Below are 16,296 nucleotides of genomic sequence, written 5' to 3'. Positions count from 1 at the left end.
AGCAATTAATCTACTTGTTACACCCGGTTTTAACACCCCGCTCCGGGCGCTGCAATGACTTATCTGTTTAGCAAGCCAGTTTTTCCCGCTGAAAGACAGTGGAAAATGCTGCTCAAACACAACGATGCATAATTTTATCCAATTAGCTACGTTTCAATTTCGCTGGCCCGCGGGTCTGAGCTGTAGTCAGGCGGATGAAAATGTCAGCGTAGCGGATAGCGATAAGTGGTAAAACCCCGTATGATTGCGCGCTTTCCGCACAGTTAATAATGGTGGGCCGTTATGACGCAAACGTACATCCCAGGCAAAGATGCCGCGCTGGAGGATTCAATCTCCCGCTTTCAGCATAAACTTCAGGATCTTGGTTTTCATATAGAGGAAGCTTCCTGGCTCAACCCTGTACCTAACGTCTGGTCAGTGCATATCCGCGACCGCGATTGTCCACTTTGCTTCACCAATGGTAAAGGTGCCACTAAAAAAGCCGCACTGGCATCGGCACTCGGCGAATACTTTGAACGTCTTTCAACCAACTATTTTTTTGCGGACTTCTGGCTTGGCGCTGCGATCGCCAACGGCGACTTTGTTCATTATCCCAATGAAAAATGGTTTCCGCTACCCGATGATGATACTCTTCCGCAAGGTATTCTGGATGACTCTTTGCGCCATTTTTACGATCCAGAAAATGAATTAACCGCCAGCGCACTCATCGACCTACAATCCGGTAATAGCGCGCGTGGTATTTGCGCACTCCCGTTTGCGCGCCAGTCTGATCAGCAAACGATTTATATTCCAATGAACATTATTGGAAACCTGTACGTCTCAAATGGAATGTCAGCAGGCAATACGCGCAATGAAGCGCGGGTACAAGGGCTTTCAGAAGTCTTTGAACGCTATATCAAGAACCGCATCATCGCTGAAGCAATTAGCCTCCCGGCTATTCCACAGATCGTACTGGACCGCTATCCTCTCGTCACTGAAGCCATCGATAAACTTGAAGCGGAAGGCTTTCCGATCTTTGCTTACGACGCCTCGCTGGGTGGCAAGTATCCGGTAATCTGCGTGGTACTTTTCAATCCGGGCAATGGCACCTGCTTTGCTTCTTTCGGCGCCCATCCAGACTTCGGCGTAGCGCTGGAGCGTACCGTCACTGAATTATTGCAAGGTCGCAGCCTGAAAGACCTGGACGTGTTCACACCACCGACTTTCGATGATGAAGAAGTGGCAGAGCATGCTAACCTGGAAACCCACTTTATTGATTCCAGCGGCGCTATTTCATGGAATCTGTTTAAAGATAAAGCCGATTATCCCTTCGTCGACTGGCGTTTCGAGGGTTCTACGGAAGAGGAGTTCGCCACGTTGATGGCCATCTTCCGTGCTGAGAATAAAGACGTATATATCGCAGACTATGAACATCTCGATGTATACGCCTGTCGTATTCTGGTGCCAGGTATGTCGGACATCTATCCGGCCGAAGACTTGCTGCTGGCAAACAATAATATGGGGGCTGGCTTGCGTGATACCCTGCTCTCCTTACCGAACAGTCGCTGGAAAGCGGAGGAATACCTGGCGTTAATTGAGCGTCTCGATGATGAAGGCTACGATGATTTTACCCGCGTTCGCGAACTTCTGGGTCTCGCAACAGGTAACGATAATGGCTGGTTCACCCTGCGCATTGGCGAACTAAAATCAATGCTGGCACTGGCAGGGGGCGATCCTGAACAGGCGTTGATTTGGACAGAATGGACGATGGAATTTAATAGCTCAGTGTTTACGCCCGAGCGAGCGAATTATTATCGCTGCCTGCAAACCTTATTGCTGCTGGCGATGGAAGATGAACGCTCACCGGGACAGTATCAGCACGCATTCATCCGTATGTATGGACAAACGGCGCTTGAGGCCGCTACCGCAGCCCTGAGCGGAACATCGCCTTTTTACGGTTTACAAGCCGTCGATGCCGAACTGAATGCTTTTCCGGCGCACCAGTCATTGCTGACAGCTTATGAAAAGCTTCAGCAGGCTAAACGCCGTTTCTGGAAATAAGCATTTCATGGCTACCTGTGGGTAGCCATGCGTTTTCTGGCAGCATCTGCGCCGGTTATCAGACGATTAACACCACCCTCACCTTCCGATGATGTCGTTTGGTACGGAAATAATAGAAGTTGATAGCTTGTTACCAGACTAATAACGCTTCCTATTTCACTGAATTGCAACTTTTTTGACCCCATTTATTATCACTTTTCATTTCCTAGACAACCTTAAGCACATTATCACTACATATCACGCTTTTAGGTGAAAATAGCACTTCGGCAAATTCAAAAAAAACTATATTTTTTAAAATTAATTTTTTAAATAAATATCATTATGTTAAGCATAAAAAAGTCATCCGGCACCGCTGCATCCGGTCAAGTGGTCAGGCCAATATGATCCAGGTCAAATTTCTGCCTATAATGGTTTGTTAGTATTTATTTATTGACAAATATTGGGAGAGCGTTGGTGTGAAAGCTGACAATCCGTTCAATTTGCTGATGCCTGCCGAGATGGCAAAAGTAGCCGAAGACGCAGGCGTCTATAAAGCGACAAAGCACCCTTTTACTACTTTCTTTCTTGCCATTACCGCTGGCGTATTTATCTCAATTGCCTTTGTTTTCTATATCACTGCCACCACAGGAACGGGGGTGATGCCTTTTGGCGTCGCCAAACTGATTGGCGGTCTCTGCTTTTCTCTTGGGCTAATGCTGGTTGTGGTCTGCGGCGCGGATCTTTTTACCTCTACGGTATTGATCGTCGTCGCTAAGGCCAGCGGGCGCATCAGCTGGACGCAATTGATCTATAACTGGATTAATGTATATATCGGCAACCTGTGCGGCACGCTGCTGTTCGTTACTCTTATCTGGTTTTCTGGCCAGCATATGCTCGCTAACGGCGCCTGGGGTGCAAACTTATTGGAAACAGCCGATCATAAACTGCATCATTCGTTTATTGAGGCTGTGTGTCTTGGCATTCTGGCAAACTTAATGGTTTGCCTCGCAGTCTGGATGAGTTATTCCGGTAGAACTTTGTTGGATAAAATGTTTGCTATGGTGCTGCCCGTTGCAATGTTTGTTGCCAGCGGTTTTGAACACAGCATCGCCAATATGTTCTTAATTCCGCTCAGCATTGTGGTTAAAAACTTCGCCTCGCCCGATTTCTGGCACATGACAGGGTTAACTGCGAGCCAGTTTCCACAAATGAATGCCGCTGATTTTATTATCCATAATCTAATCCCGGTTACTATCGGTAATATTATAGGCGGGGGGCTGCTGGTTGGACTGACCTATTGGGTGATATATCTGCGTGAGTCTGATAAACGCTGATAATGCGCAACTAATTTATATCCTGTCAGCGACAGGAGACATCAGGAAAAATTTCACATTATAAGGTAGGTAATATCATGACCGAGTTGAATGAAAAAATGTCGACTGCGTGGCGCACTTTTCAACAGGGTGAATGGCAGAACGGCATCAATGTTCGTGACTTTATTCAGAAAAATTATGCCCCCTATGAAGGCGATGAAGCCTTTCTGAGTGGTGCCACCAGCGCAACCACCCAACTGTGGGACAGCGTAATGGAAGGCATTAAGATCGAAAACCGCACCCACGCGCCTGTCGATTTTGATACCAGCCTTGCTTCGACAATAACCTCGCACGATGCCGGCTACATTAATAAAAAACTAGAAAAGATCGTTGGCCTCCAAACTGAAGCACCGCTGAAACGCGCCATTATTCCGTTTGGTGGTATCAAAATGGTCGAAAGCTCCTGCAAAGCTTATGATCGCGAACTCGACCCATCACTGAAGAAAATCTTTACCGAGTACCGTAAAACGCATAACCAGGGAGTATTCGACGTTTATACCCCCGACATTCTGCGCTGCCGCAAGTCCGGCGTGCTGACTGGTCTGCCCGATGCTTACGGGCGCGGTCGTATCATCGGTGATTATCGTCGCGTTGCGTTATATGGCATTGATTACCTGATGAAAGATAAGTTGGCACAGTTTACTTCGCTGCAACAGGATCTGGAAAATGGTGTCAATCTGGAAGCCACTATCCGTCTACGCGAAGAGATTTCCGACCAGTACCATGCACTGGATCAGATTAAGCAGATGGCCACCAAATACGGTTGCGACATCTCTGGTCCGGCAACCAATGCCCAGGAAGCCGTACAATGGGTATATTTTGGCTACCTGGCGGCAGTTAAATCGCAAAACGGCGCTGCAATGTCTTTCGGACGCGTTTCAACCTTCCTCGATATCTACTTCGAGCGCGACATAAAAGAGGGTAAGCTGAGTGAAGAACAAGCCCAGGAACTGATCGACCATCTGGTAATGAAGCTACGTATGGTTCGCTTCCTGCGTACACCTGAATATGATGAGCTGTTCTCCGGGGACCCGATCTGGGCGACAGAGTCTCTGGCCGGTATGGGACTGGATGGTCGTACGCTGGTTACTAAAAACAGCTTCCGCTTCCTGAATACGCTGTACACTATGGGGCCATCACCGGAACCCAACATGACCATCTTGTGGTCAGAAAAGCTACCGGTTAACTTCAAACGCTATGCGGCTAAAGTCTCAATCGACACCTCATCATTACAGTATGAAAATGACGATCTGATGCGTCCTGACTTTAACAACGATGACTATGCCATCGCCTGTTGCGTCAGCCCGATGGTTGTTGGTAAACAAATGCAATTCTTCGGCGCTCGTGCCAACCTGGCGAAAACGATGCTGTACGCTATCAATGGCGGTGTGGACGAAAAGCTGAAAATGCAGGTCGGGCCGAAAGAAGCACCTATCAGTGATGACGTGCTGGATTTCGATACCGTGATGGCACGTATGGATCACTTCATGGACTGGCTGGCAAAACAGTACGTTACCGCACTCAATATCATCCACTACATGCATGATAAATACAGCTACGAAGCCTCTTTGATGGCACTGCACGATCGCGATGTGTATCGCACCATGGCATGCGGTATTGCCGGACTGTCCGTTGCGGCTGACTCGTTGTCCGCTATCAAATATGCCAAAGTGAAACCTGTGCGCGATGCTGATGGTCTTGCGATTGACTTTGAAATTGAAGGTGAATATCCGCAGTTCGGCAACAACGATGCCCGCGTAGACGATTTGGCCTGTGACTTAGTCGAACGCTTCATGAAGAAAATTCAAAAGCTAGCGACCTATCGCGGAGCTGTACCGACTCAATCTGTGCTTACCATTACATCTAATGTGGTTTATGGTAAGAAAACGGGCAACACACCTGACGGCCGTCGCGCTGGCGCACCTTTCGGCCCAGGTGCTAACCCTATGCACGGACGCGATCAGAAAGGTGCTGTTGCCTCTCTGACCTCAGTCGCTAAGCTGCCATTTGCCTATGCAAAAGATGGTATTTCTTATACCTTCTCAATTATTCCAAATGCGCTGGGTAAAGACGATAATGTACGCCGCACTAACCTCGCTGGCCTGATGGATGGTTACTTCCATCACGAAGCCAACTTGGAAGGTGGTCAGCATCTTAACGTCAACGTAATGAACCGCGAAATGCTGCTTGATGCAATGGATCACCCGGAAAATTATCCGCAGTTGACCATTCGTGTATCTGGCTATGCAGTACGCTTCAATTCTCTGACTAAAGAACAACAGCAGGACGTCATCACCCGTACCTTTACTCAGACCATGTAAGATCTGGCGACGGTCGCAGGAACAATAAGGAAAAGGCTCCCGCAGGGGGCCTTTTTATTCAAGTGAGATTTGCAGGCCTTCCTGACCAGAGGGCCTGCAAATCTCACTTCACGCAGCTGAGAAATTGCACCCTGTTGTTCGGGTATATTATGGAGAGAACATCGCAATGTCTGCCAAAGGCCGAATTCACTCTTTTGAATCCTGTGGAACCGTTGATGGCCCGGGGATTCGCTTTATCACCTTTTTCCAGGGATGCCTGATGCGCTGCCTCTATTGTCACAACCGCGACACCTGGGACACCCACGGCGGCCGCGAAGTGACAGTGGAGGAGTTGATGAAAGATGTCGTTTCCTACCGCCACTTCATGAATGCATCCGGCGGTGGCGTTACCGCTTCGGGCGGTGAAGCCATTTTACAGGCTGAGTTCGTTCGTGACTGGTTTCGTGCCTGCAAGGCTGAGGGGATCAGCACTTGCCTTGATACTAACGGTTTTGTACGCCGCTATGATCCGGTTATCGATGAACTGCTGGAGGTAACCGATTTGGTCATGCTCGATCTGAAGCAGATCAATGATGATATCCACCAGATTCTGGTCGGCGTATCTAATCATCGCACGCTGGATTTCGCTCGTTATCTCGAGAAAAAGAACATTCGTACCTGGATCCGTTACGTTGTAGTACCCGGCTATTCCGATGATGACGATTCAGCCCATCGGCTGGGTGCCTTTACGAAAGACATGCAGAATGTTGAAAAAATCGAACTGCTTCCCTATCACGAACTGGGCAGACACAAATGGATAGCAATGGGCGAAGAATATAAGCTTGAAGATGTTCATCCGCCAAAAGCAGAAACGATGGAACGGGTTAAAAATATTCTCGCCAGTTACGGCCATGAGGTCATGTACTAAGCTTGCTGATAACAACAATAAAAAAGGCGACCCCGGTCGCCTTTTTTATTTTCTGACGAGCGCGTCATTCAGGCATGTGCCACCGGCGTTGCGTGATGATCGGCCTTACGCAGCAACATAAGCAGGTAAACACAGGCTACTGCAGCAATCATGACAAACAACAGTTTGTCAGAGTAACTCTCCATCAGCATCGCAGTCATGCTGGGGCCAACCAGACTGCCGACGGTATAACTCAGCAACAGCGCCTGGTTCATGGCAACTAGCTGATGGTGTGGTACCGTTTCACAGGCCCAGGACATGGCTAACGGATAAAGGGTAAAGCCTGCGCAGCCTAGCACAAACAGCGCCGGGGCCATTGCCGCACTCCCCAACATTGCCACCGCACCCAGTATGACGATAAATACCTGCACGCGCAGTACCATCAGGCGACCGAAGCGATCAGCAAGGCGCCCAACCGGCCATTGACCGATGATGCCAGCACTCACCAGAAGCGCCATCCAGTAACCGACATTGGCATCACTCATACCCTTATGAGAGAGATAGACCGGCATCAGGCCATACAAAGAACCCAGCACGATGCCGGAAATAATGCAGCCATTGATTCCGAGCCGTGAGGTACGGCGTAACAGCATCGGCCAGAGATTTGACGGTGCCTCTTCAGCATCAGCACTGTTGCCCATAATTTTTACAAACGCCAGCGGCAGCATGCCAGAAACAACCATCGCCACGACCCACGGCAGCACGTTGAAAAGTTCGGTTGAGACTCTGCTCACCAGCAATTGCCCCACCACCGTGCCAAGATAATAGACAATCATATAAGCAGCTAACAGTTGTCCGCGATTTCTTAGGGTTCCACTGCACAGCAGCGCGCTTTCAACGACTACCCAAATCAGCGCGCAGCCTACGCCAGCAGCAAAGCGCCACAGCGACCAGGTCCAGAAGCCTTCAGACATCCCCATTACCAGGGTCGCCAGAGCGAACAAGCTGGTCGCGAGGTAATAACTGCGATTAAAACCAACGCGTTTGATCAACCATCCCGCTATCAGCGTCCCCGCCAGATTACCGCTATAGTACGCTGAACTGACCATCCCAAGCTGCCAGGTAGGCAGTAGATCATGGCTCAGCCAGAGTGGCACCAGCGTATTTAAAACGGCAATAGACACCGTCAGCAGCATCAGGCCACACAATAATAAAGTAACGGGTCGGGACCAGGTGAACATAGCTTCAGAAACCAACAAAAGTGGACGATTTTATCGGCATATTGCCATTACTGTTGGTGAAGTCAATGAACAAAAAATAGACTCAGCACAATTTGCTGAGATATGATTTATTTATTTTTTTTAACAGTCGTTTACAACACTGATTGAACACTATTTATTATACGCATCTCTTTGAAAAATCTCCTATACCCTGTATAAGATGCTAAATATCGATGAGATTTCTTTTTGAAAAATCTTTCACAATCGGGCTTTTATTTGTTCGGCATGCATGAGGCACATGATTGTTTTAATCTGATAAACATGGCAAAGCTACGCATTGGTTCACAGAACGGAACACCACTCGTGCAATATCAGGATTAACCTATAAGCCCTTCTGTTCCGTAAACGACACCATGACTGGGTAGATCAATTGCATCGGCATTATGGCCTACCCGAATCTCATGCAGGGCTGAACTTAAAATCTCAGCCGACATCAGTCACCAAAGCGTTAATGCGGTAACTTCATTTCTCAGGCAGCTATTTAAAGGTAAATGTAAGGATCGAACAGTAAGTAATGTCGTATTGTCCCGCTGAATGAATACCTGACGCGATGTTTTGTCGACGTCAGGCCTTATATCATTGATACAGTGTAAAGCTGGCTGTTCTGCCCGCAACTCAGAGAATTGAATGAACCAATCTCTTCACTCCGGGGTACAGATAATTAGCCGATAAAGTTCAGATCTTTCATATACGGGCGTAGAACCTCAGGCACCACGATGCGTCCATCAGCCTGCTGATAATTTTCCAGCACCGCCACCAGCGTCCGTCCAACCGCCAGGCCAGATCCGTTCAGCGTATGCAGCAGACGCGTTTTTTTCTCACCTTTCGCCCGGCAACGTGCCTGCATGCGACGCGCCTGAAAATCCCACATGTTGGAACAGGACGAAATCTCACGGTAGGTATTCTGGGCCGGTAACCAGACTTCAAGATCGTAAGTTTTACAGGATCCTGCGCCCATATCGCCGGCACAAAGCAACATTTTGCGATAGGGCAGTTTCAGCAGCTGCAACACTTTCTCAGCATGTCCGACCAGTTGCTCAAGCGCCTGCATTGAGCACTCTGGATTAACAATCTGCACCATTTCAACCTTATCAAACTGATGCATACGGATCAGACCGCGCGTATCGCGTCCGTAAGCGCCCGCTTCTGAACGAAAGCAAGGTGTATGGGCGGTGAGTTTCAGCGGCAAAGCTTCTTCATCAAGAATTTCGTCACGAACCAGATTAGTCAAAGGCACTTCTGCCGTAGGGATCAGCGCATAATTGCTACTGCTGGCCTCTTCTTCGAGCGGACGGGTATGAAACAAGTCTTCGCCAAATTTAGGCAGCTGGCCGGTGCCATAAAGCGTGGCGTGGTTTACCAGATAAGGTACGTAAGTTTCAGTGTAGCCGTGCTCTTCCGTATGCAGATCGAGCATAAACTGGCTCAGAGCACGATGCATCAGCGCAATTTGCCCTTGCATCACCACAAAGCGGGAGCCAGTCAGCTTGGCCGCTGAGGCAAAGTCCAGCCCTTTAGCCATCTCGCCCAGCTCAACGTGGTCACGCACCGGAAAATCAAAGCTACGCGGTTCGCCCCATCGGCTGATTTCCTGATTTTCTGAATCGTCTTTACCATTCGGGACTTCATCAGCCGGGATATTCGGCATTGTCAACGCCAGCTGGCGTATCTGATCCTGCAGGGCTTCAAGCTCAACTTTAGCGGCATCAAGGCGCTCACCAAGCACGTTGACCTCGGCACGCAGTGGCTCAATATCCTCGCCACGCGCCTTAGCCTGGCCGATGGATTTGGATCTGGCGTTGCGCTCCGCCTGTAAGGTTTCCGTTTCCACCTGCAGCACTTTGCGGCGCTCTTCAAGAGTTTGCAGAGTGGCGATATCCAGTTTAAAACCTCGACGGGCCAGTTTTTCAGCGACTGCGTCTGGCTCATTACGCAGCAGATTAGGATCGAGCATTATTGTCCTGTGCTTATGCTAATTGAAAGTATCCGGAGGGATGTAAACGCAGCGCGAATACGTTGAAATTGTTAATAACCTTACCGCAACGTCTGGTTCAGCGGTAGCGTTTTGTCGGGCTATTTTGATCCTGTTCTGCCAGCCAGGCTAACTTTTCAGCAATTTTGCTTTCCAGACCGCGTGCAGTTGGCTGGTAGTAGCGCGTTTGTGCCATTTCAGGCGGGAAATAATTCTCACCCGCAGCGTAGGCGTAAGGCTCATCGTGAGCATACCGATATTCCGCGCCAAGCCCCATCTCCTTCATCAGGCTGGTTGGGGCATTGCGTAAATGCTCGGGCACGTCAAAATCTGGCTTTTCACGCGCATCATGCATCGCGGCTTTGAACGCGCTATAAACCGCATTACTTTTTGACGCACAGGCCAGATAAACAATCGCCTGAGCAATGGCACGCTCGCCCTCTGCCGGACCTACCCGGGTAAAACAATCCCAGGCGGCGATCGCAATCTGCATTGCACGCGGATCGGCATTACCCACATCTTCTGAAGCAATCGCAAGAAGCCTGCGGGCAACATAAAGCGGGTCACCGCCAGCAGTAATAATGCGTGCATACCAGTAGAGCGCGGCATCTGGTGCAGAGCCGCGTATCGATTTGTGCAGCGCTGATATCAGATCGTAGTAACGGTCGCCTTTATTATCAAAACGTGCACTACGTTCGCCCGAAACCTCATTTAACAGGGATGGTGTCAGCACGCGTTGCCCAGCAGCGTTGATTTCAGCCATATCCGCCATCATCTCTAACGTATTCAATGCCCGGCGGGCATCGCCATTAACCAGCCCGGCAATCATACTACGCGTATCATCAGGCAATACGAGGTTTTGCTTGCCATAGCCTCGTTGGTCATCCGCCATCGCCTGCATCAGTACCCGCTCGATATCATCGGTACTGAGCGATTTCAACAAATAGACACGCGCTCTGGAAAGCAAGGCTGAGTTAAGTTCAAAAGAGGGATTTTCAGTTGTGGCGCCGATGAAAGTGATCAAACCGTTTTCAATATGCGGTAAAAAAGCATCCTGCTGACTTTTATTAAAACGATGCACCTCATCGACAAACAGGATGGTGCGACGGCCGGCATCCCGATTTCGCCGGGCGCGCTCGATTGCCTCTCTGATCTCTTTGACGCCGGAGGTGACCGCCGAAATGCGTTCAACATCGGCCTGACCGTAATGGCCAATGATTTCGGCCAGCGTGGTTTTTCCTGTGCCAGGCGGCCCCCAGAGGATCATCGAATGCAGGTGACCCGCTTCAATAGCCCGGGGCAGCGGCTTGCCCGCCGCCAGCAGATGCTGTTGTCCGGTATACTCCTGCAACGTTCTGGGGCGCATCCGCGCTGCCAGCGGCTGAAAATTACCGTCAGAAAAATCCAAAGAGAGATTACTCACGCGAGCCTCACTGGCGCTGATCGTCCACCGTTACCCCTTTCGGCGGGTTGAATGTAAACTTGCTCGGGCTAATAGCACCATTTTCCTGGCTTTTCAGCGTATAACTACTGCGCTGTCCATCCTGCTCAATAGTGCTGAACTGGTTGATAGTACCTGACGGCGTTACGTTAATAGTAAACTCTTTCAGATTACCGTTATCCTTCTTTGGGGTCAGCACAAAATTATCGCCCTGCTGTTTTACATTGTACTGCGCCCAGTCAGCAGACTGGTTACGCGCAATAAGCATAAATGGCGTATTGCTGGTAGCATCTTTCAGCCAGGTTGCACTTACCTGTTCAACAAATGGATTATAAAACCATAGCGTTTTGCCATCAGAAATAAGAGTACTTTCATCCGGTGCACTCATGTGCCAGTTAAATAAATCCGGGCGTTTGACCCATAGTTCTCCTTGCCCGCTCTGAAGCGGGGCACCGCTTGCGTCAGTGACTTTTTGTGTAAAACTGGCGTGGAAGCTACTGATCTTATTCAGACGCTGCTGCAGGTCCTGCGAAGCATCCGCAAGTACGCTGGCCGAAACAAAAGCGCTCAGTAAGCTACAGGCAATAACAAATTTTTTCATTGGGCATCCTAATTGAAAGGCTCTCTGGCACCGTCATGGCGATGGCGGTCAAAACCAGACTGCGCGGCTGTCGCTGGATTAAGCGCTGGCAGAAAATAATCCTGATTGCTCAGCGAAAATAGCGTATACCCGGGCTAAAAATTTATGGGCCAGTCAAGCCTGGCCCATATACATAATGACATCAATACGACCATCACATTTCGTGCGGTGGTGGTGCCAGAACTTCCCGGTTGCCGTTATGTCCAGGCGAAGAAACAATCCCCTGCATTTCCATCTGCTCGACGATACGCGCTGCACGATTATAGCCGATGCGAAACTGGCGTTGAACGCCAGAAATAGAGGCGCGACGCTTTTCAACGACGAAACTGACTGCCTGATCAAACAGGGGGTCCAGCTCTTCATCGCCATCAATACCGCCAGTCCCGCCCTCACTATCTTCACCGCCGCTGAGAATGCCCTCTTTATATTCGGGACGCTGGCGGGCCTTCCAGTCCTGTACTACCGCATGAACCTCCTGGTCGCGCACGAAAGCACCGTGAACACGTACAGGGATAGATGAGTTAGGAGCCAGATAAAGCATATCACCCATCCCCAGTAACGATTCCGCGCCGCCCTGATCGAGAATAGTACGCGAGTCTATTTTACTGGAAACAGTAAAAGCAATACGCGTAGGAATGTTGGCTTTAATCAATCCGGTGATAACGTCGACGGATGGGCGCTGGGTGGCCAGAACCAGATGGATCCCAGCGGCGCGGGCTTTCTGTGCCAGTCGCGCAATCAGCTCTTCCACCTTTTTACCAACAGTCATCATCAGGTCGGCAAATTCGTCCACCATCACCACAATATAGGGCTCTTTTTTCAGTACCGGCGGCGACATATCCATGCTGTCTGTTGGTTTCCAGAATGGATCGGGGATAGGTCGTCCCATTGCTTCAGCCAGGTCTACTTTTTCGTTATAGCCGGCAATATTTCGTACGCCCAGTGCCGACATGAGTTTATAGCGACGCTCCATCTCCACCACGCACCAGCGCAGCGCGTTGGCCGCATCCTTCATGTCAGTGACCACTTCCGTCAGCAAATGCGGAATGCCTTCATAAACCGACAGCTCCAGCATTTTAGGATCTATCATAATAAAGCGAACCTCTTTCGGGGTTGCCTTGTACAGCATGCTGAGGATCATGGCATTAACGCCAACCGATTTACCCGAGCCTGTCGTACCTGCTACCAGCAGATGCGGCATCTTGCCGAGGTCGGCCACCACCGGCTCGCCAGAGATATCTTTACCCAGTACGATCGACAACGGTGAAGGGCTGTCGCGAAATGCCGGGCAGTCCAGGACCTCGCGCAGATAGACGGTCTGACGATGCTTATTCGGCAACTCAAGGCCAACGTAAGGTCTACCGGGTATAACTTCCACTACGCGTACCGCAACCGCTGACAGTGACCGAGCCAGATCGCGCGAAAGGTTAGAAATCCGGGCAGCCTTAACTCCAGGGGCTAAATCAAGTTCGAAGCGGGTAATAACCGGGCCGGGTGAGCTGCCTACCACATCGGCTTTTACCCGATAATCCGCCAGCCGCGCCTCGATAAGACGAGAAGTCTGCTCCAATGCAAAATGATCCACTGGCTCGGTTTCTTTCGGTGGCGAGGCAAGGAGATCCAATGTAGGCAGTGGTGTCGTTGGCCGTTGTACCGGCTGTTCGTCTCGCACCAGAAACGGATGAAACAGGCTATCTTTGAATGCACCAGCCGGCGTTTGCTCTTCAGGCTCCACAGCAAACGTCTGCTGGGCCACGCCAAAGGGCGATGAGTCGGCGTCAAGATGCGACGGCGACGCGACGGTTGGAGTGATAGCGGTTACAGAAGCACTCTCTACTGGCGCAGTAGTAAACAGCGGCCCCGACGGATTATCATCCACTAAATCGGCCAGGGATGAAACATTAAAGGCATTACGCGTATCCAGCGCCGGTTTTTGCCCCTGTCCGACACTTTGTCGTATTTTGTCATCGCTATCGTAGCGCTGACGCTGTTGCTCAGCGAACTGGCGAGCTAACATCGCATGCTGCAGCGCCTCTTCATCATCCACATCATTAAGACCTTTACTGTAACGCTGCTGTTGCTGCGCAAAAAAAGCTTCACGCAGCACCGCTTGCTGCATAGCATCATCATCGTCCACGCTGTGATCTTGCCGGGATTGAAGATCTTCACGCGCTTTCTCTTCCGTCATACGCTGAGATGGCAGTTTGATACCGTATGAAGCTAACTCACGACGCGTCGGCAGCTTCACCTTATTTGGCCGGGGAAGTTCAGGACCAATACCCTGTTTTACCTGCGGATTATAGTTTCCACCCTCATTGGTTGCGCCAAAAGCAGGCACAAAGGTTGCTGAACCAACAACAACATCGACCGACGCCGATGTTGTATCAGCGGGTAAGATCGGTGGTTGATGTACTGAGAGGTGTGTAGAGTCCAGCGCTGGAGAGTCTGCCTGCTGCCAGTTACCCAATATCGGGCCATCCTCATCCTCAACCTGAACAGATGGAGACCGCACATCCTGGGGAACGTCAAAGCGATACAGCGGAGGATTATCCTGGTGAGAATTCGTCGTAGCGGTCACTGCTTGCGCCGTAATATCATCGGGTTCGAAAACGGCAAACGCGGATGCTGATCCCGGAGCGGAATCATTGGGTGTTGAAGACGCAGTCGGCTCGCCTTGTTCTGCAACAGAATAAGCAGAATTAAACAGCGGGTCGGTCTCATCATCATAGGCGACTACGCGTTTCGGGATCGCTAACAAAATATCATCTTCATCTTCTGGCTGTGCAACACTATGATGAATTTTCCCGTCGACTTCTGAATGCTCCTTTTCTTCTCGCCAGACTTCTTCATGGCGTGAACGGTTGCTGGCAAAAGTCAGAGCGCCCATAATCACCGCGCCGATTTTTTCTGCAATCGTTAGCCATGACCAACCGGTATATAGCGTGACGCCAGCCGCCCAGATGCAAAGTAGCGTCAGCGTGCCACCAGCCGGACTGAACCACGGAGAGATCGCGCTGCTAACCAGACTGCCAATGACGCCACCTGAAGTAAAATACCAGATGTCATCAGCATTAATCGCAGCCAGTCCACAGGTTGTAATCACCAATGCCAGAACCCCGATCAGGCGCAAGCCTACGCCAAAATAATCGATGTAGTCATGATGATCGCGCTGACGAAAGGTGATCCAGCACAGACCGACAATGATTGGAGGAATAGCGTAGGCCATGATGCCGAAAATAAATAACAGCATATCGGCCAACCAGGCGCCGATACTGCCACCCAGATTATGAATAGGTTCATGCCAGGCAGTTTGTGACCAACTGGGATCGGATGGATTGAAACTGACCAGTGCAACCATCAGGTAGATGGCAAACAGACTAACCAGAATCAGCAAAGCTTCGAGCAGGCGGCGGCCGCTGCTCAATGGGCGCAATGTAACGTTTTTATCTTCTGTATATTCCTGGCTCAAGAGAACTCTCCAGGTTCCTGTGAACTAAGCAGATAACAACGCCGGAGATAGCCCGACGCTGAACCTGTATGAATGCACAGGAGTGTAACCAAAACTCTCGAGTTTTGCACCTGGCTTATGTTACCGGGTCTTAATGACCAGACGGTTACTCTGCTTCACTTCTTCCATCACAACATAGGTGCGCGTATCGTTAACGCCGGGAAGACGCAGCAGTGTTTCACCCAGTAATTTTCGGTAAGCGGACATATCAGGCACGCGGGTTTTCAGCAGATAATCAAAGTCGCCTGAAACTAAATGACACTCCTGGATTTCCTCGAGCTTTTGTACTGCTGTGTTAAATTGTTCAAATACATCTGGCGCACCACGATTAAGAGTAATCTCAACGAAAACCAGCAGTGAAGCGTCCAGATAGTGCGGGTTCAGTAGCGCAGTGTACCCAAGGATAAACCCCTGGCGCTCAAGGCGACGAACACGCTCAAGACATGGAGTCGGTGATAACCCAACCCGCTTGGAAAGTTCAACATTTGAGATGCGACCGTCTTTTTGCAGCTCGTTAAGAATGTTTCTGTCAATGCGGTCGAGATCTTTACCAGGGCGTTTTTTATTTTCTACCATTATTATTGTCTCTCTTAATTCCTACCCTCAACCTGCCATATTCTGAATAGCGTTAATGTGCAGGGATTTCTTGAAAAAGACGTTTACCTGATGCTTGATTAAGCACCCATCTCCCTGACGCATGGGCTCTGTCCACCTCATGAGTCAGGACGGATGGCAGGCGATCGTATGCTGCCGCTTTCATCGGGAGGGGTATTAACCTCGACTTCGCCGACAGCCTCTCTGCTTACTACATTGTTTTCGCAAAACAGCAGGCGATTGTCAAAGTAAAACAATAAGA

General features: G+C 50.0%; 10 protein-coding genes. 4 read left to right on the top strand and 6 right to left on the bottom strand.

Annotated elements, in window-relative coordinates; translation table 11 throughout:
* Positions 1-282 precede the first annotated feature (282 nt).
* The 4 genes from ycaO to pflA all read left to right on the top strand — a co-directional run bounded on the left by ycaO (position 283) and on the right by pflA (position 6,620).
* On the top strand, positions 283-2,040 hold the full coding sequence (ycaO, locus tag BM191_RS01010; protein ID WP_092873950.1) for a 30S ribosomal protein S12 methylthiotransferase accessory factor YcaO: 1,758 nt from the start codon (positions 283-285) through the stop codon (positions 2,038-2,040).
* Between the two features lie 455 nt (positions 2,041-2,495).
* Positions 2,496-3,353, top strand: a complete 858-nt coding sequence (focA, locus tag BM191_RS01005; protein WP_092873947.1) for a formate transporter FocA — start codon at positions 2,496-2,498, stop codon at positions 3,351-3,353.
* Positions 3,354-3,430: 77 nt separating this feature from the next.
* Complete coding sequence (pflB, locus tag BM191_RS01000) at positions 3,431-5,713, top strand: formate C-acetyltransferase (RefSeq protein WP_092873944.1); 2,283 nt, start codon at positions 3,431-3,433, stop codon at positions 5,711-5,713.
* 166 nt (positions 5,714-5,879) lie between these two features.
* The gene (gene pflA / locus BM191_RS00995; RefSeq protein ID WP_092873941.1) at positions 5,880-6,620 is read left to right on the top strand and encodes a pyruvate formate lyase 1-activating protein; all 741 of its coding nucleotides are present in this window, start codon (positions 5,880-5,882) and stop codon (positions 6,618-6,620) included.
* Between the two features lie 68 nt (positions 6,621-6,688).
* Here pflA and BM191_RS00990 read toward each other — a convergent pair whose 3' ends face one another.
* The 6 genes from BM191_RS00990 to lrp form a co-directional block, all read right to left on the bottom strand.
* A complete protein-coding gene (locus tag BM191_RS00990) occupies positions 6,689-7,840 on the bottom strand; it encodes an MFS transporter (protein WP_092873938.1) in 1,152 nt (383 codons plus the stop codon).
* 700 nt (positions 7,841-8,540) lie between these two features.
* On the bottom strand, positions 8,541-9,833 hold the full coding sequence (serS, locus tag BM191_RS00985; protein ID WP_092873935.1) for a serine--tRNA ligase: 1,293 nt from the start codon (positions 9,831-9,833) through the stop codon (positions 8,541-8,543).
* 97 nt (positions 9,834-9,930) lie between these two features.
* Positions 9,931-11,274, bottom strand: a complete 1,344-nt coding sequence (locus BM191_RS00980; protein ID WP_092873932.1) for a replication-associated recombination protein A — start codon at positions 11,272-11,274, stop codon at positions 9,931-9,933.
* 7 nt (positions 11,275-11,281) lie between these two features.
* A complete protein-coding gene (lolA, locus tag BM191_RS00975) occupies positions 11,282-11,893 on the bottom strand; it encodes an outer membrane lipoprotein chaperone LolA (protein ID WP_092873929.1) in 612 nt (203 codons plus the stop codon).
* Between the two features lie 193 nt (positions 11,894-12,086).
* The gene (locus BM191_RS00970) at positions 12,087-15,401 is read right to left on the bottom strand and encodes a DNA translocase FtsK 4TM domain-containing protein (RefSeq protein WP_092873926.1); all 3,315 of its coding nucleotides are present in this window, start codon (positions 15,399-15,401) and stop codon (positions 12,087-12,089) included.
* A gap of 120 nt (positions 15,402-15,521) precedes the next feature.
* Positions 15,522-16,016, bottom strand: a complete 495-nt coding sequence (gene lrp, locus BM191_RS00965) for a leucine-responsive transcriptional regulator Lrp (protein WP_092873923.1) — start codon at positions 16,014-16,016, stop codon at positions 15,522-15,524.
* Positions 16,017-16,296: the final 280 nt, after the last annotated feature.

Origin of the sequence: Izhakiella capsodis (assembly GCF_900115045.1) — a bacterium.
Classification (GTDB): Bacteria; Pseudomonadota; Gammaproteobacteria; order Enterobacterales; family Enterobacteriaceae; genus Izhakiella; species Izhakiella capsodis.
This window is presented reverse-complemented; position numbering and strand designations above follow the sequence as displayed.

Excerpts from the sequence above, each read along its gene's own strand:
- pflB (WP_092873944.1), top strand. The coding sequence starts at position 3,431 with ATGACCGAGTTGAATGAAAAAATGTCGACTGCGTGGCGCACTTTTCAA.
- lrp (WP_092873923.1), bottom strand. The coding sequence starts at position 16,016 with ATGGTAGAAAATAAAAAACGCCCTGGTAAAGATCTCGACCGCATTGAC.
- lolA (WP_092873929.1), bottom strand. The coding sequence starts at position 11,893 with ATGAAAAAATTTGTTATTGCCTGTAGCTTACTGAGCGCTTTTGTTTCG.
- BM191_RS00990 (WP_092873938.1), bottom strand. The coding sequence starts at position 7,840 with ATGTTCACCTGGTCCCGACCCGTTACTTTATTATTGTGTGGCCTGATG.
- ycaO (WP_092873950.1), top strand. The coding sequence starts at position 283 with ATGACGCAAACGTACATCCCAGGCAAAGATGCCGCGCTGGAGGATTCA.
- pflA (WP_092873941.1), top strand. The coding sequence starts at position 5,880 with ATGTCTGCCAAAGGCCGAATTCACTCTTTTGAATCCTGTGGAACCGTT.
- serS (WP_092873935.1), bottom strand. The coding sequence starts at position 9,833 with ATGCTCGATCCTAATCTGCTGCGTAATGAGCCAGACGCAGTCGCTGAA.